The organism is Nitratireductor arenosus, from assembly GCF_009742725.1.
Lineage (GTDB): Bacteria > Pseudomonadota > Alphaproteobacteria > Rhizobiales > Rhizobiaceae > Mangrovimarina > Mangrovimarina arenosa.
Genome location: NZ_WPHG01000010.1, coordinates 38,181 through 55,892 on the forward strand (window position 1 = coordinate 38,181; position 17,712 = coordinate 55,892).

Here is a 17,712-nt window from a genome sequence, read left to right on the forward strand (position 1 = left end):
GTGACCATGAGCCAAGTCATTTGCCGCTTTCCTTCGTCACCATTGAAACGACTGCCCCGATCAGGACACCAGCCATCAGAAACGGCCAAACGGCACACAGCGCCACGATAACCGGTGGTCTAGGCCGCTTGTCAGCCTCACTCTCAAACGCCAAATAGGCCGCTACAGTGAACGTCGCCATGCCCGTCACGTACAGGAAGCCGATCAATGAAACTGCAAGCCACATCGTCATGCGCCCAACCCTTCCATGACAAGCCAGATGACGCCAGCCAATGACAATGCAGATTCGAAGTCCTCGCCTCGATAAAGTCGCACGAGCGCGATTCCTAACCATGCCAGAACAGCCACAAAACCGAAACCATGCAAGATCGTCATGCCTCTTCCTCCTGATAGGCTGGATCGATAACGGCGCCGAGCTGGTCGGCCTTGGTCTCGATCTTATCCGGGCAATCGCGTGAGAAATCCGCCCATGAAATCGGTAGTGTTGCGCCCTTCCATTCCGCTGCACTCAAGGCGCGCGGACATCCATGATTGGCGCATGTGGCCTGATATGCCGTGCAGAATGTTTGATCGCGATGGCAGATCATTGCTGGCCATCCTTGTCCTGGATCGCTTTGATGACATCACTGGCGGCGAACAAGACAACTGCGCAAACAAGAGTGCCTGCAGATAAAATGGTCACTTCCCCATCCACGTAGTACATGATGACGCTCGTGCCCAACCAAACAAAGCCCCAGAAAGTTTGTTTTGCTGCCATCACGCACCCACCCTTTCCCAAGGACCAGGAACCGTGTTCAAATGCCGGCGGAATACATCGAGACGGGTTTCATCAAGGGGCTTGAAGCACTTCGAATGAAACATGGGCTCTCCGCCGCTCTCGACTGGGCATTCATCGAATCCGAGATAAGTCCCGATATAGACAATGTCGCCAACCATCTCGTCTGCTTCAACCGATTTGATCGTATAAACCTTGCCGCGCTCGGGATGGTACTGACATGGCTGGCCCCAATCATCACGAATACACACCACGCGCATTCCGGGCTGAGGATCGTATGACATTACACAGCCCTCCATGGCTCTACGTGCTTTGCCGTAAACGGCGAATAGGCGACGGCTTGTCTCGATTTGCTGCTGCGTATTCCCCCAGCATGGGGCCCCGACCGCGATCCGCCGTACAAACGGATTCGCTTTTTGCGCCAGCGGCATCGAGACTTGGTATGCTCGGGCAGCCGTCATTGCCCGCCGAAAGGTGCGGGTCAGGGGAATTAGGTGCGGTGCTTTTGTCGCCATGGCGCACCGCAGGCCATGTTCCGCCCACGACAGCCGCATCTTCGTCGTGGTGCGAACCTGTATTGGTCGCCGGGGAGAGCGCGGGAGAAACACCCTCCCCGGCTGTGGTCGTCTCGCGGGAGGAAGCTACGAGACGATTGGTGTTTGTGTGATCAGTCATGTCCGCTCACTCGCCTCCAGTAGCTTTGGAGATGGCGGCGCGGGCGAATGCTTCGGCTTCCGCCGTTTCCTTGCAGCCCCAAGCGGGTTCGCTATGGTTGCCGTCTGCAATCGCCGGGCAAGCAAGAAGCTTCTCCAGCGCCTCCAGAAGATCGCGCGCGGCGTCCCGAATTTTTGCGTCGCGCCGGCGCGCTTCCATCGCGGACGAAATTTGACGCCGGATTTCTTCCACGAGGAGCCGGCAATCATCGTTCGGGCAATAGTCATCCCCGATAGGAGCGCCCGCATTTTTCAACGGTGTGCCGCAGCCGGGGCAATTGTTCGGAGCATCCGCTTTCTTGCTCATATCCGACCTCCCCATTCGCGCACTGGTGCGCACAACGCCAAGCCATTCGCGGGTTGCGTGCAGCCAATAACGGTTTGATAACCAAGGTCAGAAACCTTTGACTGGACAGTCAAAATTTGACTTGAATGCAAACTACCCCGGCGCGACCCTCCACTGGTCATACCAATGGGAGGCTTGCTTTGTTTTACGACTTTCAGAACATCACAGAGCCGATATACGTACCGGACGTGTATATTTCCGACCTGCTTTGCATCGAGGATGCGGGCGACGGAGATTTGAGATTTGTCTTCATCACGCGCCAACGGTCCATCTATGGGGGCGACGAGCATGTTGTTGTTGCGAGGCTCGTTGCGCCAGCAACCACCGTGCATCGGTCGATCCAGAAGACTATGAAGCACATGAATTTCCGCTGTTGCGGGGCCGTGAGGGCGCTTGCGAACTAGAGGCATGGAATCCCCCACTCATTGAGAAGGTCGCGGCAGTCGTCCTTGGAAAGGCGTTCCGCCGCGTACCAATCATCCTGATCAATGGGCTTGCCGTAGCCGGCACCCTCGCCGGTGTGGCGGTGGTCTATGGGGGCGCGGCCCGCTGCAAAGCGATGATCAAGCCCCATACCCCAAGGTCCGCGACCATCCGCGCGGTCGCAAGCGCGGCGTACTTGCGCCACACTAGCCCCATAGCGTTTGGCAATAGCCACCTTCGTCATGCCGGAAGCCCACAGAGCGCGTACATGATCGTCGGGAGGAAGCTTGCGCGTCACTGGACCGTCTCCATGCCCTCGTACAGATCAGGGCGAAGGATCGACGGCGGAATATCCGTCAGGTCAGCAACCCGGCGAACGCGCCCCGCCGGCACCTCGTCCCACTGCAAAATCGCGCTAGGAGTGATCCCAAGGCTGGAAGCCAGCGCTGTGAGCCGGCCGCGTTCCGCCCTGATCCATTCGAGAAGCTGTTCCATGCGCCTATGTAGCGCTACTATAGTCGTCCCGTCAAGAAAAAATTTAGTGTCACTATGTGGCGCTGGTTTGTGCGCTGCGGCAGACTGTGGAGATGGCTAAACGTGTCCAGCCCCGATTCAAGAACGGCCCGCGCCGGCATTTCGTCCGGCAATGGCGGGAATACCGGAACTTGACCCAAGACCAGCTCGCCGAGCGGGTCGGCGTCACGCCGGGCACGATTTCCCAGCTCGAAACGGGTCGGATCAATTATCGGCAACCGCTCCTGGAGGCTCTTGCCGACGCGCTGCAATGCAGGCCCGGCGACATTTTGAACGTCGACCCGACCCAAGATGACGCGATCTGGTCGCTTTGGGAAACCCTGGAACCGGCCCAGCGCCGGCAGGCTTTTCAAATCATCGAGACGTTCAAAAAAACCGGTTCGGACTAGAGATACAATACTCCACCCTCAGAGCCCTACATCTAAGGGTACTAACCCTTTAGTTATTCAGCTTTATATATTCCCCCGCATTTTTTGCCGGGGTGGTACCGCATTTTTTGCGGGGGTTATTCGAACGGAAACCTGAGAAAATAGGTACTCGGCCGTCCCGGACGCCGGACCACGACGAGAAGCCCTTGCTTTTCCAGTTCGCCAATCCCGTCTGACACCGTTCTGGTGCTGACCGCGCGACGGCCCTCGCTCGCCCCAATCCGCCTTGCGATCTCCGGCACTGAAAACCAGCAACATTTGTCCCTGCCGTTCATCCGGCGCGCGAGAAAATAGCCGACACGAAACGCCGCATGGCCGATTCCGTCGCGCTCCGAAACGAAATCAAGCCACTTCTGGCGCCTGTCGTAGAAGGCCGGCACCGCGTCATCGATAGCGTCACTCTTTTGCATGACGGGGCGTTTAGCACATTGTCTGTAGTGGCGCTACATTTTTCGTTTGACGCAAGCCTGTAGTGTCACTATAGTCGCCTCATCGAACACGAACAGAGGACGAGACGATGGGGACGCGAGCAATCATTCATGTGAAGAACGGCGACAAGGACAGCGACACGCTTGTGACGGTCTATCGCCAGTTTGACGGATACCCGACCGGGCTTGGCGATGACATCAAAAGCATCCTTGGCGGTAAGGCCATCGTGAACGGATACAACGACCCAAGCAATGTGGTGAATGGCATGAAGTGCGCCGCTGCGATGCTAATCGCGGGTCTCAAGGATGGGTGTGGCAACGTTTACATCTATCCAGCCGGCACAAGCGATGTGTGGGAGGAATACACCTACACGATTTACGCGCTGGGCGACCGTCTGCACCTCGTCTGCGACGCAACCTATGGCGACGGCAGTGAGGTCTACTCTGGGTGGCTCGACGATTTTGACGGCGCTGCTGTTGAGCAATCGGAAGCCGCCTAACCCTTTCAACACACAACCCCAACAGCCACGAAGAAGCGCACAGCGCCGATCTGGCAAACGTGATGGAGAACGGAAATGGCCAAGACGAAAAAGAAATTCGCCACCGAGCCGAAATCGGCCGTCACGGCCTACAAGGGTTTCAACAAAGACCTGACCTGTCGCGGGTTTCAGTACGAAGTCGGCAAGACCTATGACAACGGCGGCAAAACCGTCGTTCGGTGCGGCGAAGGCGGGTTCCATTGGGTGGAAATGCCGCTTGATGCATTCAATTACTACGCGCCCGGAACAAGCCGCTTCGCAGAAGTCACGCCGGCTGGCGATATCGCATGCGAAGACGATTCGGACACCAAGGGCGCGTCCGGCGTCCTGACGATCAAGGTCGAAATTTCGATTGGAGAACTGACGCGCCGTGCCGTTGCGTGGGTCGCCGAGAAGGCAAAGTCGCAGGGTAACGGTCAGTTTGCGGCGGGCACTCGCGGCCATGCCTCGGCGGCGGGCTATCGCGGCCATGCCTCGGCGGCGGGCACTGGCGGCCATGCCTCGGCGGCGGGCACTGGCGGCCATGCCTCGGCGGCGGGCGATTACGGCCATGCCTCGGCGGCGGGCACTCGCGGCCATGCCTCGGCGGCGGGCTATCGCGGCCATGCCTCGGCGGCGGGCACTGGCGGCCATGCCTCGGCGGCGGGCGATTACGGCCATGCCTCGGCGGCGGGCACTCGCGGCCATGCCTCGGCGGCGGGCACTGGCGGCCATGCCTCGGCGGCGGGCACTGGCGGCCATGCCTCGGCGGCGGGCGATTACGGCCATGCCTCGGCGGCGGGAAAAAACTCCATCGCCCACGCCGCTGGAGTAGCTAGCACAGCGACGGCCCGTGAAGGCGGTGCGATCAGCCTCGCCGCGTATGACGATGATTACAATCTGGTCGCCGTCCGCTCGTCGCTCGTCGGCCAGAACGGCGTCGAGGCCGGGAAGACGTATCGCCTGACCGTTGGTGGCGAGTTCGAGGAAGTTGCGGCCTAACCGCTGCACACGCAACCAAATGCGCCGATCTGGCAAGGATGGAGAAGACAATGGCTCTGATAGCCAAGCGCATTGGATGGGAAGACCACCCCGAAGCCCGCCGGCGTGAATACGTCATACGGCTGGTTGCTGATGATCCTTCGGATATCGCGGGCATCACCGCAGGCGACGTTTGGAACAGCGTGCCGCTTTCGCTGATGAGAGCGGATGAGTCCAGAGTCCACGCCAAAACCGCCACCATGGATGCCCTTGTGCAGGCTTTGATTGTGATCCGCAACCGCGCGGAAGAAACCGAAGCGCCCGTTGATGCCAGCGAAGATATTGATGATTTCCGGCGCGATCTTCGACACATCGAAGCGATCGCTAAGGCTGCCCTCGCGCTGGTACGAAACGAGAGGAAATAACGATGGCCCGCAACGAGTTCACCACCGCGATGGACACCGCCATTGACGCCCTCAGAGCGGAACAGGCGAACCTCTATCCCGTGCGTATGGCATTCCTCGAAGCGCAGGCCGAAAGCGCTCATGCGTATTGCGATAGCGTGGAACGGATCGTTGCGATTGTCGCCCGTCTCCTGACCGAAACAACCACATTCGCCGCCGCTTTGGGCGACCGTGAAATATCGAAAGACGAAACGCTTCTGATCAAGGAAGCGCTGGAAGAAATCATCGTTGCCGACATTCTTTCCGATGCGAGGGAATGGGCTGATGAAGCCGTGATGGAGGTAGCGTGATGCCTATCGGATTGATCTATGATGAAGTGAAGGCGCTCGATCCTTGCAAAGATGACTTCCACCGCGTGGTCAAGCTGCTTGGGGGCAAAGATGGCTGGAACGGCCACAAGATCGACGCCGCAGCGGCGCGTGAAGCAGGATGCACATTCGATGACATCGTTTGGGTTGCCTCGGCTTTGGCGTGCGAGGACACAAATGTTGAGCGCCGCTTGCGTCTCTGGAAGGCTGATTGCGCGGGGCATGTCCTGCACCTCTACGAGAGGACCGGAAAATCCGAAGCGCCTCGGAACGCGATTATCGCAGCGCGCCAGTTTGCGCGCGGGGAGATCGGCGAGGACGAACTGACCTCCGCATGTGCTGCCGCTGGGGCCACCGCATGGGAAGCCGCGTGTGGTGTTGCATGTGGTGCCGCATGGGCCGCTGCATGGACGGCATGGGGATCCGCACAGAACGCCGCAGGGTACGCGCAGAACGCCGCAGGGTCGGCATGTGACGCCGAACAAAACTGGCAGTTCGACCGCCTCATAGCATGGCTTTCCGATGATGAACCGGAAGACTGGCCGTTGCCGGAACTGCAATCAAGGAGGTAGCGTGATGCGCAAGATAGTCACGAGCAATCCCTACCCGCCGATCCCGACCCGCGCCTTTGACTGGTGCGCACACTACGACGGCGAGGAAGAAGCCGGGAATTATGGATGGGGCCGCACTGAAGCGGAGGCCATCCAGGACTTCATCGACAATTGCAAGGATGACCACGACGACCGTCTTGGCATCGGCCCTTCGGAGGTAGCGTGATGGATAAGAAAGCGCATACGCCTGGACCGTGGGTGTTTGACCCGAGCTGGGATATTCTGGGCAACACGAACGACGGCAACGGTCTTGTTTGCCAGATCACGCACGACCGCGTGGATCGCGAGGAAGCGGAAGCCAACGCGTACCTCGTCAAAGCCGCGCCCGATCTTCTGAAGGCGTTGGAGATAGCGCGCAGCGCCATCAATTGCGTAAGGCGTCCTACGACCGACCCCGCAGACGAGCGCCTTTTCCAAGGCACGTTGCGCCGCATCGAAGCCGCCATCTCCAAAGCCACCGGGGGCGAATAATGGATAAGCAAGCGCATACGCATACGCACGCGCCGGGTCCATGGGAATACAACGACCCTAAGAAGTACACTCAGGGGCATGGCAAGTTTTCGGAGACGGCTGTTTATGCGCCAGGCGCCCTGTTCTATTGGCGAATGGCCGAAGTCCAGGGGCCAGATGAAGCGACCGAAATCGCCACTGCCCGCCTCATAGCCGCCGCGCCCGATCTTCTGGAAGCGCTTGATTGGGCTATCGCGGAAATCGAAGGCCGCACCCGATACGACAGGGAACGGCAATTTCCCGACGCGCTGTCGAGCGCCCGCGCCGCCCTCTCCAAAGCTACCGGAGGCGAGTGACATGGACAATTTCCTCTGGTCCCTTGCCGCCGAACCGGAGCAGCCCGAACCCATACGAAACGTCCTCGCCATGCTCGCCATCATGGCGTTGGTGATTGGATCGGGGATGGTTTTGACGGGGGTGTTTGGATGACCAAGATAAAGGTGCTCACAACCATAACGTACGATTACGGCCCTGATTTATGGGGAAAGGAATACCGCATCCAGTTGTGGATTGGTCTGTCTTCATTCCTTTCATCACGAAACTATTCATCGGAAGCGAAGGCCCGCGACGCCGCTGCTCGACTGGAACGTACATTGGAGGCCGCACGATGACCAAAGACGATTCTCATCAGCCAGAATTGGCCGCGCAATTGAAGATGGCGAAAGATGAAATAGTCCGCCTGCGCCGTATGGTGGCAGATCGAGAATATATGTGCACCGCATATCGCAACATGCTCGGACCAAAGGGTTTAGAAGTCGCAGATATGTGGGACGAAAGGGGCGTCCAGAGGATTCACTTTAGCTGGGCGCAAGGGGCCGACGCTCTTAGCGGAGAGGACCGGGCCGGCTACATCCTCGCATTCGAAAACACGCTACGCGAGGAACCTTGATGACCGCCCACAACACCCGCCAGATGCAGGCTATCGGCATGTGTAAAAGCCTGCTCTCATTGAGCCAAACACAGCGCCGTCTCGCGCACGACAATAGGCGTGAGGCGCTGGAATGGGAACGTGCCGGCGAACTGGCGAAATACCGTCAATGCCGTGCAGATTCAGACCGTCTATGGCGCGATGCAAAGTGGCATTTGTCATGGGCGAAGGAATGGAAGGGACGGATATGAACACCGCCGCATTGGCCACGATAGGCCACAACAATCCCCCGCCGTCGCCGTTCGATCTGTCCAAACGGCAGATCGGCGAACTCTATGACGAGGCGAGGAATTGGTTAGATGGCGATCCCATCAAGAGCCAAGCCGAAGCCGACATGGTTCAAAAGCTCTTGCGGTCCATTCAAGAGGCCACCAACGAAGCTGACGAACGCCGCAAGGACGAATGCCGCCCACATGACGAGGCTAAGGCCGAAATCCAGAAGCGGTACAACGCACTGATCGGCAAGACCAAGAAAGTGACCGGTATCGCGATCCTCGCCACTGACGCCTGCAAGGAAGCGCTAGCACCATGGTTACAACAGGTCGAGGAAGAAAACCGCCGCAAGGCCGAGGAAGCCCGCAAGGAAGCCGAGGAAAAGCAGCGTATCGCCATGGAAGCCATGCGCGACCGTAAGACGCTGGATGATCGTGAAGCGGCGGAACGTGCCGTGGCGGAAGCCAAGGCGGCAGAAGCCGAGGCGCGCAAGATCGGGAATGCGAAGGCATCGGCCAAAGGCGCCGGCAGGGCCGTCACGCTGCGGGACTACTACGAGCCGACCGTGGTCAGCGAAACGGAGCTTGCGCGATATTTGTGGACGGAACACCGGCACGAAATGAGCGCCTTTCTGGCGGTGATGGCGGCTAAGTTGGTCGCGTCCGGTGTGCACAAGATTCCCGGCGTGGAAGTGAAGCGCGAGCGGAGGCCGGTATGACCTTTACGACAGACCAGAAGTCGCTTCTAGCTGCCAAGCTTGATCCCTCCAACGTCAAGCCGCCGCAGCAGTTCGGCCCGAAAGGAGATTACCTCGAAGGCTGGCACGTCATCGCAGAAGCCAATCGCATCTTCGGCTTCGACGGCTGGTCATATGAGGTGGTGGACGTGAAATGCGTTTCCGAAGCCCCGCGCAAGATCGGGCGCCAGCAGAAAGACGGCTGGGGCGTGACCTATACCGCCCGCGTCAAGGCGATAGTTTCAGGCGTCATACGAGAGGATTGCGGCGCTGGTCACGGCTATGACGTTGACGCTGGCTTGGCGCACGAAAGCGCGATCAAGGAAGCGGTAACGGACGCTCTGAAGCGCGCCATGCGCACCTTCGGCAATCCGTTCGGCCTCGCCCTCTACGACAAGACACGGGCCAACGTGGGGACCGCCGATGAAGCGCCAGCGACTCAGCAGGAGCCTGCCCCGAAGGCTAGCAGCGCAGCACAGAAACGCGGGCTTGAGGATATCGAGGGCGATCTACTGGACTGCAAGACGGTCCAGAACGTCATGGCCTGTGCAAATGCCTGGAAGCACATTTTTGAGCGTGACGGATGGGCGAAGGACTTCATCGCCCTTGCGCGGGACAAATTCAATGCACGCAAGGAACAGATCAAACAAGCCGAGGCCTCTGACACATTCCCCGGCGATACAAATGACAACCCCGCAGTTCAAAACATGATGGCAGGATAAGACATGGCAGGCTCAATCAACAAATGCGTCCTCATTGGCAACCTTGGCGCTGACCCGGAAGTGCGGCGAACACAATCGGGCGACCCCATCGTCAACCTGCGCATTGCGACATCCGACACATGGCGCGACAAAAACACCGGCGAACGGCGCGAACGGACCGAATGGCACAGCGTCGTGATCTTCAACGAAGGTCTGGCGAAGGTCGCGGAACAGTACCTGAAAAAGGGCTCGAAGGTTTATGTGGAAGGAGCGCTTCAAACGCGGAAATGGCAAGACCAAAACGGCAATGACAGGTACAGTACGGAAATCGTTTTGCAGAAATATCGTGGTGAATTGCAGATGCTCGACGCGCCCCGTAGCGGCGGTGATGAGCGCGGTTCGCAATCCATGTATGACCGCGATGAAGACGGTGGTAATGCCGGCCCGCTGGACAGCGAAATTCCTTTCTAGGAGACAACATGAAACCGCGAAAGCCCGACGAGTCCGACGCCGGCTACATCGCCCGGCTAGAGATGGCTTACGCTGATGTATCGGCGGTCAACAAGGCTATGAAGAAGGTCCGAAATAGGATCATGGATGCCGTTATCCCTGCGGCGGCTAAAACAGCCGAGATCGCTATATATGCCGCAGAAGTCACGGGCATGAAAGAAGACCCAGAAGTCAAGGCATCAATCGCCGGGCTAGGTAGCCTTGTGGATTGCCTTTGGCATGATGACGCCATCACAATTCCGGATTTCCCCAAGCTCCCCACGGCTGAACCGGAGCGCTTTGGTGGAGACGCCGAGATGATATTGATGTCCGCGATAGAACGCGTCAAGCAGACCCGCCCGCCATGGGAAAGTTGGCGGGATGTTTTGCCCGAGCACAAGGGTGTAGACCCGGCTGATTTGGATTGGGAAGGCTTGGCCGACGAGGTTTACGACGCCCTAGCCAATCTGGAGTTTTCTCGCGGGCTTCTTCGCAACGACTTGCGTTCAACGATGTACGACCACTGCTTCGAACGGATAAGAATGGCTCTTATGAACGCCTCCGTTCGCGTGCGTGAAGATCGAGCAGAAGAACTCGCAGAACGGTCAATCCCATTTTGATGGAGGCATGTGATGGAACTGCATGTGATGAAACTGAAAGAACCGAAGCAGCCGGAAACAATCGAGCGCATCCGCTTCTGGATGGTGTGGCACGAAAATGGTGGCTCGCCAAGGGTGAAGCACTGGAACAAGCAGAATGCTATGGAAGAAGCGGAGCGGCTGGCAAAGGCCAATCCAGGGAAAACCTTCCTTATCCTGAAAGCGACTGGCGGCGCCATTGCTGATGCACCACCGATCAAACGCGTTCGTTTCATGACATGCATGTAAGAGGTCTTCCTTGTCCTGAAGCGACGGGCGGCGTTGTCGCGTCGGAGCCAAGCTTGACGGAAATCAGGCTTTACACGGACCCGATTCCCTTTTGAAGGAGGTATGCAGATGGGTAACCATGATGTTGGTAGAGGAATGGCCGCCGCCGCTCGGGTGTTTTGGATCGCCTATGGCAACGGAGAAGTCACTCAGGAAGTAGCCCTGAAAGCCCTCGATGCGATGGCGAAGGATTATCTTGGGGCGGATGCGGAGTTTGATGATGAACTGCATCAAGAAACTGATCTGAGTGAACTCGTTGCCATTGCCTTCAGCGCGTCCGAGAAGTCGCGGGCGTATCTTCGAGGTGAAGATGATGACGAGGAAACCGGATACGACGAATGGTATTCGACCGTCTACCGTCCCTTCTGTGAACGATATCGCTTCTGCTGAGGTGATCCATGTCCAACCGCCACCGATACATCATCATAAACGACCGGATACGCATGAACGCCCTCACGGCGGTCAAGGAAGCGCAACCGGGTTATGTCGTGACGGTATCGCCGGCAAAGCGGAGCCTTGACCAGAATGCCATGTTCCACGCCATTTGCGCGGATATGGCGAAGGCCGGGGCGGAATGGTACGGCAAGAAGCGCAACGCTGACGAATGGAAGGTTCTCCTCATCAGCGGGCATACAATGGCCACGAAAGGCGAAGTGGAAATCGTTCCCGGACTAGAAGGTGAGTTTTTGAACATCAGGGAAAGCAGCGCGAGCATGACGGTATCGCGGGCCGCGTCTTTGATTACCTACGCCATCGCATTTTGTGACCTGCGAGGCATTCCGCTTACTGAGACACGCCGTTGCGGCTTTATGGATGACGATAGGAGTGCAGCATGAGGTACGCGCAGATCAATTCAGGGCGGAGGCTCCACCTTGTATGCGAGCCGGGCGAGGATTATCGCGGCGAAATCATCCGCCGTGGATACGTGAGCGCGCCGTTATGCCGGACCTCGCACTTCAAGGGCAAGTACCGCATGACGATCAACGTTCCCCTAGCGAACGCCTGTCGGAATTGCATCAGGGTGTGGAGGGCTTCGAAATGACCCTCCGCAATCTCGCCCGCCACGCAATCAACCAATGGCTCAATTGGCGTGCCCGTCGTGCCATCCATAAGGCCTATCCCGATATCGCGGAACTGGATCGGAAGCACAAGCCCGTCATCAAGGCCCATCGTCGCGGATCGGCGGAGATGTATCGCAGAAAGCGCGAGGTCATGACCCGTGCGCTCGGGGGTGTGTGATGGCATGCCGCATCGCCCGCCCTGCCACGGCCTTCTCGGAAGACCCGTCGACCAAGGACCAGAAGCGTATCCGCGACGAGCGGCACCTGGCGTTCATCCGGTCCCTGCCCTCGATCATCTCCGGCGCCGGCCCATGCGAGGCATGCCATGTGCGCTATGGCGATCCGACCTATCGGAAAAAGACCACGGGCAAAGGTCAGAAGCCGGACGACGCATGGGCCGTTCCCATGACGCCGGAAGAGCACCGTGCCCAGCACGCGATGAGCGAAGTGCAGTTCTGGAACATGCATCGCATTGATCCGCTAGCCGTGGCGCGCGAGCTCTACGCACACACCGGAGATCGAGAGGCTGCGGTGCGGATTATTGCGAACGCGAGGAAAGCGAAATGACAGTTTCAATTTCATGGTGGGCAATCCCGGCCCTGATCACCGCCATCTCCTTTTCGTGGGCGTTCTTCACGCCGATGAAGCCGAGTAGCGATTACGGGTTCGACATCATGCCCTTGTTTCGCCTCGGGGCCGCGCTGATCGGATCGCTGGTCGCATGGCTGGTTTGGGCTCTGATCTTTTGAGGGAAGCACGATGACGAACGAGCATCAAAAGAAAGAAGGCGGCTTAAGCAGCCTCAAGGAAGGTGACATCTATCGCTGGCGATGGGCAGATGCAGAACGCGATGCACAATGCGGCCCCTACGAATCCTATCACTGCTATTCGCAGATGGCCGTCGTCATCGACGGCAAGCTGATCGATACCTATTGGCATGGGTTCAACAACAAGGTTCTGGACCCCGCATCTGTTTCCCTGACTGTGCTCGGGAACAAGGCTGACCTTGTCGAAATCAGGGAATACGACCTCCCCTATTACCGCCGCGAAGACATCGTGGACATGCGGCATTTGAACAATTCAAGGGGGCCGATCTACCTTCGCAAAGGCGCATCCCGCGATGCAGGGGCTATGCTTGAAGTGATTGAACACGGCATCGAAAGCAGCAAGCGCGAGATTGATTTTGCACAGCGCCGAATTGAGCGGCTTGCCGAACAGGCCGCGAAAGTACGCGCCGGCAAGTTGAATGAGGTGCATCTATGACGGATACGCATCAGAAGCAAGACGGCCGCACACCCGGTCTGGTGGAGCAGATGCGCACCATGGCGGCCATGCTTGGGCTGGGCGAGAAAGTTTCCCTGGCCTACGAAGTCGAACTAATTGAGACCTCCGCCACCGAGATCGAGCGCCTGCGCGCCGATCTAGCGGAAGTGGAGGCGGAAATTGACAACCTGGAAGGAGAGCAGTGTGGTTATGACACCGAACTGCTCGCCCTTCAAACGCGCGCTGAATCGGCGGAGACGACTACGCAGGAAGCCGCAGCCGATATCGACCGCCTACGCGCCAAGCTGGCGGAGGCTGAGGCGGAAGTCGGCAAGGTGATATCGGACAACTTCAAAAGGGCCGCTGAAATCACATCCCGCGCCGAAGCGGCAGAGAAGCGACTGGCGGAAGCAAGGGCGGTGATTGAGCCGTTTGTGCGACGTGCTGGGAAATTGGACGGGCACTGGCGAGAAGGAGACACCAACTGGTCTCCGGCGTACGGCTACACGGCAATCACTATCGGACACCTCCGCGCCGCTGCTAAATGGATGGAGAAGAACCGATGACCCACGATCTAGAATTGAAGCCCTGCCCGTTCTGCGGCGTCAGCCTGGAACGGTCGGAAGTATTTTCAAGCCGGACGAGCGACTCTTACTTTCATCCAGAGAGCCACGAGCAGTGCCCAGCCCAAAACGTCCTTATACACGGGCCTTCATCCGCCTCTAAATGGAACTCGCGCGCCGCCCTCTCCCATGAAGGAGAGGCAAACGTCGAAGATTTCGAGAAAGAAGTTCGGCAGCGCGAGGACGAGTTCGCGCGCAAAATGGGTGCGCTGGAAACCCGCGCAGAATTGGCGGAGAAGCGATTGGCGGAGGCGGATGCGAAATTTGGTGACGCCATAAGTGTGTTGGAAGACATCGGCAATAGACACTCAGGCATGCACATCCCCAAGGGCAAGGGGGACCCGTTTTCCGCATCGTCCATGAGGCACGCGGCGCGCGCCTTTCTCGCCGCTGCCGAATGGATGGAGAGCGAGGCAAGGGCAACCGACTGCGAAGACGAGACCGACCGCAAACTGCAAACTGTCGTCGCGCCAGACAACGGCACAGTCCCGGAGGTTATGGCCGCAATACTGGAATGCGCTCGCGCATGGGTTCCAGAAGCACGCATCATTGGAAATGTCCGCGCCGGAGACATAGCGCGAGCCGTCGAGTCCGCCCTCTCTGCCCCCAAGGCAGAGGTAAGAGGGGGCACACTCAATCTCCATCTTGGCTCGAACAATACCGTCGATTGCGGGGGTGCGGACATCTCCGACCCCCTCCACGGTAAGAAAATAACGATACGAGATGCAAACGCCTCCCCCGCCCCCGCCCTCACCGCCGGCGTGGCGGCGGAGCCGGTAGAGCCAGTCGCCTATCTGGTCCACAACTTCATGGTCGCTCGGCAGCCAGTTAAGGCCCAAGGCAAGTTCCCGGAACCAGATCATTACCTGTACCCCGCCAGCCGCAAAGACGATGCGGAAGCGACGGCAAAAACGCTGAGAGCGGATTGCGATCCCCTCTACACCTCCCCCGCCCCCACCATCACTGACGAGGCGGTGGAACGGGCGGCAGAAGCCATCGCTGGTGCATGGGGCGAGACGTGGGCGTGTTGCTGCACCGAGCAGCGCGGTCTCGATTGCGACTGCGGTGACGCCATGTGCGAGGATCGCGAAGGACGTCCCTATGATGAGGACTTGACGAGGGAAGATTGCCGCATGGCGGCGCGCGCCGCGCTGACCGCCGCCTTTCCGTCCACGGCGGCGGTAGGAGATGCGGTGGAGCGGGCGGCCGTTTCAGATCAGATCATCGGTCAGATCGAAGATCGCTTTCCGAACTGGCGATCCTATCGCGATTTGCTCGATTGCATCGACTGCACAATGGCTGAGCTTCGGAGGGATGTGAGATGACTTACGTAACGCTAAAGCTGACTCCCTATCAAGCGCGCGTCCTTTGGGGCGTGGCAGACGGGGCAGCGGACGCCGGCGCGTGCTCGGATGGATTGGAGCCAAAAGAAGCGGAGGCGCTGGATGCGATAGTCGACAAACTTCTTTCGTCGCACGCAAAATGGAAACACGCTTTCCCCAGCAAGGGAGAAGCTGAATGAAGCTGACAGAAGCGCAGAGGCGCAATCTGGAGCACGTCCGAGATCACGGCAAACCGATCCCGCGCAGCCGGGCCGGCTTCAGTTGCCGCGTCAAGGGCCTGACAGAGTTCGTATGGCTCCGCCGTAGCGGCATCGAGATATCGAACTCCGATTATTACGCTTTGCCCATGGATGCTCGTCTACAGGACGGTCTTGAGCGAATGGTGCGGGAGCAACTGACCGACGCCGGCCGGCGAGCACTGGAGGAACGGTCATGCGGCTGACAGAGAAAATCGTCGCGGTAGCCATCCGGCACAAGGGCATGACCATCAGCATACCAGCGCCAGCAAGACACGGTGACGTGTTGCAGGCCATGCACGAGGCGTTCGGCGAACCGGGGTTTGTCGAAGACCCGATTGACCAAGGTTTTCTAACAAGCGCCGGAAGATATGTCGAGAGAACGCGCGCTGTCAAAATCGCGGTCAAAGCTGGGCAGATCGAAAAGCCAAACTGGCCGCCAAATCTGTACTCGGAGGATTTGTGGTGACGGAATCCATTGCCGTGAGCGCGAGAGACATCATCAAGCAGGCGTTCGAATCCGAGTTCGACGACGCATGCAGTGGCGATGCGTTCGCTGACAAATGCGTGACTATTCTGCATGAAGAAGGCTTCACGGTCCTCGCACCCAGAGAACTCGACGGGGAGACGCTGGAAGCCGCTGCAACGGTCGCCGACAAACGCGCGGCCACGGCCTGGATCCTATCCCATGAAGCCGCCCGCGCGTTGTTGGAGGCACTACCTGACGCCATCCGCGCCCTGAAAGCCTCGCCGGATGAAACGGATGGCGAGGCCAAGCAGGAATGACACTTCTCTCACCCGCCCAAGCCGCACAACAACTGTGCATTTCCGAAAAGCAGTTGCGAGCCCTGACTTGCGCTGGCGAAATCCCGTACATCAATATCGGGCTCGGGGACAAGCGGGAAACCAGACGATACGACCCCGCAGACCTTGCCAAGTTTCGGGAGGCACGAAAATGTCAGTCTACAAAAGAGCCGGTCAAACCGTCTACGCCTACGATTTCAGGGTCCGTGGTGTACGATTTTCAGGCTCGACGGGCTGCACGAGCCGCCGCGAAGCGGAACGCTACGAGGAAGCCGCCCGCACGGCAGCGCAAGCCCAGGTCATAGATCGCACCAAGCCGATGACGTTCGCCGTCGCATCGTCGCTCTATTGGGATGAGGTTGGCCAGCACCACCGAAACCACGTCGATACGGAACGGTCGCTGGCGTGGCTTCAAAAGCAAATCGGCAAGGGTACAAGAATATCGGACATTTCCGCCGCCACGATAGCCTCAGCAGTGGCGAAGCGCCGTGGCGAGGGGGTAAGTGCCGCGACGGTCAACAGGAGCGTGTGTGAGCCGCTACGGGCGATCTTGAAGCGATGCGGCGGTGTCTGGGGGCAGAAGGTCCAGCCGATAAGCTGGAAGGACCATTTTTTGAAGGAGCCGCAGGAGCGGATTCGCGAGGCTAACATAGACGAGGAAGCGAAATTGCTGGCGACGATCCGGGGCGATTATCGGCCGGCGCTGCGCTTCGCGTTCATGTCGGGATGCCGGTTGAATGAGATCGTCACGCTGGAATGGTCGCGCGTCGATTTCTTCAATCGCCAGTACACGGTGATCGGCAAGGGCGACAAGGCCCGGTCCATCCCGATGACCGATGCCGTCTATGAATTGCTTTGGGGAGAGAAGGACAACCATCCGACAAGCGTGTTCACCTATAAGGCGGCGAAGACGAGGGACGGCAAGCAGCGGGGCAAGAGATACCCGCTGACGGAAAACGGATTGAAAACGCAGTGGCGGCGCGTCAAGCGGGATGCCGGCGTGGCCAACTTCCGGTTTCACGACACGAGGCACACGGCGGCTACTAGACTGGTGCGCGCGACAGGCAATTTGAAGATGGCGCAGAAGCTACTAGGCCACACCCATCTGACGACGACCTCGCGTTACGCGCACGTCACGACGGACGATCTTCGGGCAGGCTTGGAGGCGGCTCATTCGAGTGTCGGGAAAGGTGCGGCGGTGGGGCCGGATGCACGGTTCGATGCAAAATCTGCCACGGAATCTCCACCGGCTCTGAAAAAGTCCTGATATCGCTATGAAAAATGCTCGGAATCTGGTATTAACACCACTCCTCCCAAACCAGATGCGCTACCAGGCTGCGCTACGCTCCG

Annotated in this window: 38 protein-coding genes and 1 pseudogene; 31 read left to right on the plus strand and 8 right to left on the minus strand. The window is 58.8% G+C overall.

The features are described from left to right. Positions 1-16 precede the first annotated feature (16 nt). The 8 genes from GN330_RS22785 to GN330_RS22820 form a co-directional block, all read right to left on the minus strand. On the minus strand, positions 17-232 hold the full coding sequence (locus tag GN330_RS22785; protein WP_156715932.1) for a hypothetical protein: 216 nt from the start codon (positions 230-232) through the stop codon (positions 17-19). Continuing rightward, positions 229-375, minus strand: a complete 147-nt coding sequence (locus GN330_RS22790; protein ID WP_156715934.1) for a hypothetical protein — start codon at positions 373-375, stop codon at positions 229-231. The genes GN330_RS22785 and GN330_RS22790 overlap by 4 nt, the downstream gene beginning before the upstream one ends. After that, the gene (locus tag GN330_RS22795) at positions 372-587 is read right to left on the minus strand and encodes a hypothetical protein (RefSeq protein WP_156715936.1); all 216 of its coding nucleotides are present in this window, start codon (positions 585-587) and stop codon (positions 372-374) included. The genes GN330_RS22790 and GN330_RS22795 overlap by 4 nt, the downstream gene beginning before the upstream one ends. Then, positions 584-757, minus strand: coding sequence for a hypothetical protein (locus tag GN330_RS22800; RefSeq protein WP_156715938.1), 174 nt, complete (start codon positions 755-757; stop codon positions 584-586). Before GN330_RS22800 ends, GN330_RS22795 begins: the two co-directional genes overlap by 4 nt. After that, a complete protein-coding gene (locus GN330_RS22805) occupies positions 757-1,059 on the minus strand; it encodes a hypothetical protein (protein WP_156715940.1) in 303 nt (100 codons plus the stop codon). Before GN330_RS22805 ends, GN330_RS22800 begins: the two co-directional genes overlap by 1 nt. A gap of 397 nt (positions 1,060-1,456) precedes the next feature. After that, complete coding sequence (locus tag GN330_RS22810) at positions 1,457-1,795, minus strand: hypothetical protein (RefSeq protein ID WP_156715942.1); 339 nt, start codon at positions 1,793-1,795, stop codon at positions 1,457-1,459. A 439-nt stretch (positions 1,796-2,234) separates the two neighbouring features. After that, on the minus strand, positions 2,235-2,555 hold the full coding sequence (locus tag GN330_RS22815) for a helix-turn-helix domain-containing protein (protein ID WP_156715944.1): 321 nt from the start codon (positions 2,553-2,555) through the stop codon (positions 2,235-2,237). Beyond that, a complete protein-coding gene (locus GN330_RS22820) occupies positions 2,552-2,752 on the minus strand; it encodes a YdaS family helix-turn-helix protein (RefSeq protein WP_156715946.1) in 201 nt (66 codons plus the stop codon). The genes GN330_RS22815 and GN330_RS22820 overlap by 4 nt, the downstream gene beginning before the upstream one ends. Before the next feature lie 56 nt (positions 2,753-2,808). On the opposite strand from GN330_RS22820, the gene GN330_RS22825 reads away from it, so the two are divergent. The 31 genes and pseudogenes from GN330_RS22825 (at position 2,809) to GN330_RS22970 (ending at position 17,629) form a co-directional block, all read left to right on the plus strand. Next, entirely contained in the window at positions 2,809-3,180 is a 372-nt protein-coding gene (locus GN330_RS22825) for a helix-turn-helix domain-containing protein (protein WP_197435284.1), read from the plus strand. Positions 3,181-3,736: 556 nt separating this feature from the next. Beyond that, positions 3,737-4,147: a hypothetical protein gene (locus GN330_RS22835; protein ID WP_156715950.1), complete on the plus strand. Its 411-nt coding sequence runs from the start codon at positions 3,737-3,739 to the stop codon at positions 4,145-4,147. A gap of 75 nt (positions 4,148-4,222) precedes the next feature. Continuing rightward, entirely contained in the window at positions 4,223-5,167 is a 945-nt protein-coding gene (locus tag GN330_RS22840; protein WP_156715952.1) for a DUF7666 domain-containing protein, read from the plus strand. A 50-nt stretch (positions 5,168-5,217) separates the two neighbouring features. Beyond that, on the plus strand, positions 5,218-5,571 hold the full coding sequence (locus GN330_RS22845; protein WP_156715955.1) for a hypothetical protein: 354 nt from the start codon (positions 5,218-5,220) through the stop codon (positions 5,569-5,571). A 2-nt stretch (positions 5,572-5,573) separates the two neighbouring features. Beyond that, positions 5,574-5,900, plus strand: coding sequence for a hypothetical protein (locus GN330_RS22850; protein ID WP_156715957.1), 327 nt, complete (start codon positions 5,574-5,576; stop codon positions 5,898-5,900). Continuing rightward, the gene (locus GN330_RS22855; protein WP_156715959.1) at positions 5,900-6,490 is read left to right on the plus strand and encodes a putative immunity protein; all 591 of its coding nucleotides are present in this window, start codon (positions 5,900-5,902) and stop codon (positions 6,488-6,490) included. The genes GN330_RS22850 and GN330_RS22855 overlap by 1 nt, the downstream gene beginning before the upstream one ends. A gap of 4 nt (positions 6,491-6,494) precedes the next feature. After that, complete coding sequence (locus GN330_RS22860) at positions 6,495-6,695, plus strand: hypothetical protein (protein WP_156715961.1); 201 nt, start codon at positions 6,495-6,497, stop codon at positions 6,693-6,695. Continuing rightward, positions 6,695-7,000 carry a hypothetical protein gene (locus GN330_RS22865; protein ID WP_156715963.1) on the plus strand — a complete coding sequence of 102 codons (306 nt, stop codon included), beginning with the start codon at positions 6,695-6,697 and terminating at the stop codon, positions 6,998-7,000. The genes GN330_RS22860 and GN330_RS22865 overlap by 1 nt, the downstream gene beginning before the upstream one ends. Continuing rightward, the gene (locus tag GN330_RS22870) at positions 7,000-7,335 is read left to right on the plus strand and encodes a hypothetical protein (protein ID WP_156715965.1); all 336 of its coding nucleotides are present in this window, start codon (positions 7,000-7,002) and stop codon (positions 7,333-7,335) included. The genes GN330_RS22865 and GN330_RS22870 overlap by 1 nt, the downstream gene beginning before the upstream one ends. A 1-nt stretch (position 7,336) precedes the next feature. Next, the gene (locus tag GN330_RS24055) at positions 7,337-7,468 is read left to right on the plus strand and encodes a hypothetical protein (protein ID WP_281349473.1); all 132 of its coding nucleotides are present in this window, start codon (positions 7,337-7,339) and stop codon (positions 7,466-7,468) included. Positions 7,469-7,646: 178 nt separating this feature from the next. Continuing rightward, positions 7,647-7,928 carry a hypothetical protein gene (locus GN330_RS22875; RefSeq protein WP_156715967.1) on the plus strand — a complete coding sequence of 94 codons (282 nt, stop codon included), beginning with the start codon at positions 7,647-7,649 and terminating at the stop codon, positions 7,926-7,928. Then, positions 7,928-8,158, plus strand: a complete 231-nt coding sequence (locus tag GN330_RS22880; RefSeq protein ID WP_156715969.1) for a hypothetical protein — start codon at positions 7,928-7,930, stop codon at positions 8,156-8,158. The genes GN330_RS22875 and GN330_RS22880 overlap by 1 nt, the downstream gene beginning before the upstream one ends. After that, positions 8,155-8,898, plus strand: coding sequence for a hypothetical protein (locus tag GN330_RS22885; RefSeq protein WP_246188840.1), 744 nt, complete (start codon positions 8,155-8,157; stop codon positions 8,896-8,898). Before GN330_RS22880 ends, GN330_RS22885 begins: the two co-directional genes overlap by 4 nt. Continuing rightward, the gene (locus tag GN330_RS22890; RefSeq protein WP_156715971.1) at positions 8,895-9,638 is read left to right on the plus strand and encodes an RAD52 family DNA repair protein; all 744 of its coding nucleotides are present in this window, start codon (positions 8,895-8,897) and stop codon (positions 9,636-9,638) included. The genes GN330_RS22885 and GN330_RS22890 overlap by 4 nt, the downstream gene beginning before the upstream one ends. 3 nt (positions 9,639-9,641) lie before the next feature. Then, positions 9,642-10,088, plus strand: a complete 447-nt coding sequence (gene ssb / locus GN330_RS22895) for a single-stranded DNA-binding protein (RefSeq protein WP_156715973.1) — start codon at positions 9,642-9,644, stop codon at positions 10,086-10,088. 8 nt (positions 10,089-10,096) lie between these two features. After that, the gene (locus tag GN330_RS22900; RefSeq protein WP_156715976.1) at positions 10,097-10,726 is read left to right on the plus strand and encodes a hypothetical protein; all 630 of its coding nucleotides are present in this window, start codon (positions 10,097-10,099) and stop codon (positions 10,724-10,726) included. Between the two features lie 12 nt (positions 10,727-10,738). Beyond that, positions 10,739-10,993: a hypothetical protein gene (locus GN330_RS22905; protein WP_156715978.1), complete on the plus strand. Its 255-nt coding sequence runs from the start codon at positions 10,739-10,741 to the stop codon at positions 10,991-10,993. Between the two features lie 108 nt (positions 10,994-11,101). Beyond that, the gene (locus GN330_RS22910; RefSeq protein WP_156715980.1) at positions 11,102-11,422 is read left to right on the plus strand and encodes a hypothetical protein; all 321 of its coding nucleotides are present in this window, start codon (positions 11,102-11,104) and stop codon (positions 11,420-11,422) included. Positions 11,423-11,430: 8 nt separating this feature from the next. Beyond that, positions 11,431-11,868, plus strand: coding sequence for a recombination protein NinB (locus GN330_RS22915; protein ID WP_156715982.1), 438 nt, complete (start codon positions 11,431-11,433; stop codon positions 11,866-11,868). A 103-nt stretch (positions 11,869-11,971) separates the two neighbouring features. Continuing rightward, positions 11,972-12,271 carry a hypothetical protein gene (locus GN330_RS22920; RefSeq protein WP_156715984.1) on the plus strand — a complete coding sequence of 100 codons (300 nt, stop codon included), beginning with the start codon at positions 11,972-11,974 and terminating at the stop codon, positions 12,269-12,271. Then, positions 12,271-12,660, plus strand: coding sequence for a DUF968 domain-containing protein (locus GN330_RS22925; RefSeq protein ID WP_156715987.1), 390 nt, complete (start codon positions 12,271-12,273; stop codon positions 12,658-12,660). Before GN330_RS22920 ends, GN330_RS22925 begins: the two co-directional genes overlap by 1 nt. Beyond that, positions 12,657-12,842 (plus strand): hypothetical protein, encoded by a 186-nt coding sequence (locus tag GN330_RS22930; RefSeq protein ID WP_156715989.1) that lies wholly within the window; start codon positions 12,657-12,659, stop codon positions 12,840-12,842. The genes GN330_RS22925 and GN330_RS22930 overlap by 4 nt, the downstream gene beginning before the upstream one ends. A gap of 10 nt (positions 12,843-12,852) precedes the next feature. Then, complete coding sequence (locus tag GN330_RS22935; RefSeq protein WP_156715991.1) at positions 12,853-13,356, plus strand: hypothetical protein; 504 nt, start codon at positions 12,853-12,855, stop codon at positions 13,354-13,356. Continuing rightward, the gene (locus GN330_RS22940) at positions 13,353-13,922 is read left to right on the plus strand and encodes a hypothetical protein (protein WP_156715993.1); all 570 of its coding nucleotides are present in this window, start codon (positions 13,353-13,355) and stop codon (positions 13,920-13,922) included. Before GN330_RS22935 ends, GN330_RS22940 begins: the two co-directional genes overlap by 4 nt. Further along, positions 13,919-15,304, plus strand: a complete 1,386-nt coding sequence (locus GN330_RS22945) for a hypothetical protein (RefSeq protein ID WP_156715995.1) — start codon at positions 13,919-13,921, stop codon at positions 15,302-15,304. Before GN330_RS22940 ends, GN330_RS22945 begins: the two co-directional genes overlap by 4 nt. Next, positions 15,301-15,501: a hypothetical protein gene (locus tag GN330_RS22950; protein WP_156715998.1), complete on the plus strand. Its 201-nt coding sequence runs from the start codon at positions 15,301-15,303 to the stop codon at positions 15,499-15,501. Before GN330_RS22945 ends, GN330_RS22950 begins: the two co-directional genes overlap by 4 nt. Next, positions 15,498-15,764 (plus strand): hypothetical protein, encoded by a 267-nt coding sequence (locus GN330_RS22955; RefSeq protein ID WP_156716000.1) that lies wholly within the window; start codon positions 15,498-15,500, stop codon positions 15,762-15,764. Before GN330_RS22950 ends, GN330_RS22955 begins: the two co-directional genes overlap by 4 nt. After that, positions 15,755-16,027 carry a Y16D family protein gene (locus GN330_RS22960; RefSeq protein WP_156716002.1) on the plus strand — a complete coding sequence of 91 codons (273 nt, stop codon included), beginning with the start codon at positions 15,755-15,757 and terminating at the stop codon, positions 16,025-16,027. The genes GN330_RS22955 and GN330_RS22960 overlap by 10 nt, the downstream gene beginning before the upstream one ends. Continuing rightward, entirely contained in the window at positions 16,024-16,344 is a 321-nt protein-coding gene (locus tag GN330_RS22965; protein ID WP_156716004.1) for a hypothetical protein, read from the plus strand. The genes GN330_RS22960 and GN330_RS22965 overlap by 4 nt, the downstream gene beginning before the upstream one ends. Continuing rightward, a pseudogene (locus GN330_RS24260) lies at positions 16,341-16,499 on the plus strand (helix-turn-helix domain-containing protein); the annotation flags it as partial. The gene GN330_RS22965 and the pseudogene GN330_RS24260, both read left to right, overlap by 4 nt. A gap of 14 nt (positions 16,500-16,513) precedes the next feature. Further along, positions 16,514-17,629: a tyrosine-type recombinase/integrase gene (locus tag GN330_RS22970; RefSeq protein ID WP_197435285.1), complete on the plus strand. Its 1,116-nt coding sequence runs from the start codon at positions 16,514-16,516 to the stop codon at positions 17,627-17,629. Positions 17,630-17,712 lie beyond the last annotated feature (83 nt).

Coding starts and splice junctions, on each gene's coding strand:
- GN330_RS22785 (WP_156715932.1), bottom strand. CDS start 232: ATGACGATGTGGCTTGCAGTTTCATTGATCGGCTTCCTGTACGTGACG.
- GN330_RS22790 (WP_156715934.1), bottom strand. CDS start 375: ATGACGATCTTGCATGGTTTCGGTTTTGTGGCTGTTCTGGCATGGTTA.
- GN330_RS22795 (WP_156715936.1), bottom strand. CDS start 587: ATGATCTGCCATCGCGATCAAACATTCTGCACGGCATATCAGGCCACA.
- GN330_RS22800 (WP_156715938.1), bottom strand. CDS start 757: ATGGCAGCAAAACAAACTTTCTGGGGCTTTGTTTGGTTGGGCACGAGC.
- GN330_RS22805 (WP_156715940.1), bottom strand. CDS start 1,059: ATGTCATACGATCCTCAGCCCGGAATGCGCGTGGTGTGTATTCGTGAT.
- GN330_RS22810 (WP_156715942.1), bottom strand. CDS start 1,795: ATGAGCAAGAAAGCGGATGCTCCGAACAATTGCCCCGGCTGCGGCACA.
- GN330_RS22820 (WP_156715946.1), bottom strand. CDS start 2,752: ATGGAACAGCTTCTCGAATGGATCAGGGCGGAACGCGGCCGGCTCACA.
- GN330_RS22835 (WP_156715950.1), top strand. CDS start 3,737: ATGGGGACGCGAGCAATCATTCATGTGAAGAACGGCGACAAGGACAGC.
- GN330_RS22840 (WP_156715952.1), top strand. CDS start 4,223: ATGGCCAAGACGAAAAAGAAATTCGCCACCGAGCCGAAATCGGCCGTC.
- GN330_RS22845 (WP_156715955.1), top strand. CDS start 5,218: ATGGCTCTGATAGCCAAGCGCATTGGATGGGAAGACCACCCCGAAGCC.
- GN330_RS22850 (WP_156715957.1), top strand. CDS start 5,574: ATGGCCCGCAACGAGTTCACCACCGCGATGGACACCGCCATTGACGCC.
- GN330_RS22855 (WP_156715959.1), top strand. CDS start 5,900: ATGCCTATCGGATTGATCTATGATGAAGTGAAGGCGCTCGATCCTTGC.
- GN330_RS22860 (WP_156715961.1), top strand. CDS start 6,495: ATGCGCAAGATAGTCACGAGCAATCCCTACCCGCCGATCCCGACCCGC.
- GN330_RS22865 (WP_156715963.1), top strand. CDS start 6,695: ATGGATAAGAAAGCGCATACGCCTGGACCGTGGGTGTTTGACCCGAGC.
- GN330_RS22870 (WP_156715965.1), top strand. CDS start 7,000: ATGGATAAGCAAGCGCATACGCATACGCACGCGCCGGGTCCATGGGAA.
- GN330_RS24055 (WP_281349473.1), top strand. CDS start 7,337: ATGGACAATTTCCTCTGGTCCCTTGCCGCCGAACCGGAGCAGCCCGAA.
- GN330_RS22875 (WP_156715967.1), top strand. CDS start 7,647: ATGACCAAAGACGATTCTCATCAGCCAGAATTGGCCGCGCAATTGAAG.
- GN330_RS22880 (WP_156715969.1), top strand. CDS start 7,928: ATGACCGCCCACAACACCCGCCAGATGCAGGCTATCGGCATGTGTAAA.
- GN330_RS22885 (WP_246188840.1), top strand. CDS start 8,155: ATGAACACCGCCGCATTGGCCACGATAGGCCACAACAATCCCCCGCCG.
- GN330_RS22890 (WP_156715971.1), top strand. CDS start 8,895: ATGACCTTTACGACAGACCAGAAGTCGCTTCTAGCTGCCAAGCTTGAT.
- ssb (WP_156715973.1), top strand. CDS start 9,642: ATGGCAGGCTCAATCAACAAATGCGTCCTCATTGGCAACCTTGGCGCT.
- GN330_RS22900 (WP_156715976.1), top strand. CDS start 10,097: ATGAAACCGCGAAAGCCCGACGAGTCCGACGCCGGCTACATCGCCCGG.
- GN330_RS22905 (WP_156715978.1), top strand. CDS start 10,739: ATGGAACTGCATGTGATGAAACTGAAAGAACCGAAGCAGCCGGAAACA.
- GN330_RS22910 (WP_156715980.1), top strand. CDS start 11,102: ATGGGTAACCATGATGTTGGTAGAGGAATGGCCGCCGCCGCTCGGGTG.
- GN330_RS22915 (WP_156715982.1), top strand. CDS start 11,431: ATGTCCAACCGCCACCGATACATCATCATAAACGACCGGATACGCATG.
- GN330_RS22920 (WP_156715984.1), top strand. CDS start 11,972: ATGCCGGACCTCGCACTTCAAGGGCAAGTACCGCATGACGATCAACGT.
- GN330_RS22925 (WP_156715987.1), top strand. CDS start 12,271: ATGGCATGCCGCATCGCCCGCCCTGCCACGGCCTTCTCGGAAGACCCG.
- GN330_RS22930 (WP_156715989.1), top strand. CDS start 12,657: ATGACAGTTTCAATTTCATGGTGGGCAATCCCGGCCCTGATCACCGCC.
- GN330_RS22935 (WP_156715991.1), top strand. CDS start 12,853: ATGACGAACGAGCATCAAAAGAAAGAAGGCGGCTTAAGCAGCCTCAAG.
- GN330_RS22940 (WP_156715993.1), top strand. CDS start 13,353: ATGACGGATACGCATCAGAAGCAAGACGGCCGCACACCCGGTCTGGTG.
- GN330_RS22945 (WP_156715995.1), top strand. CDS start 13,919: ATGACCCACGATCTAGAATTGAAGCCCTGCCCGTTCTGCGGCGTCAGC.
- GN330_RS22950 (WP_156715998.1), top strand. CDS start 15,301: ATGACTTACGTAACGCTAAAGCTGACTCCCTATCAAGCGCGCGTCCTT.
- GN330_RS22955 (WP_156716000.1), top strand. CDS start 15,498: ATGAAGCTGACAGAAGCGCAGAGGCGCAATCTGGAGCACGTCCGAGAT.
- GN330_RS22960 (WP_156716002.1), top strand. CDS start 15,755: ATGCGGCTGACAGAGAAAATCGTCGCGGTAGCCATCCGGCACAAGGGC.
- GN330_RS22970 (WP_197435285.1), top strand. CDS start 16,514: ATGTCAGTCTACAAAAGAGCCGGTCAAACCGTCTACGCCTACGATTTC.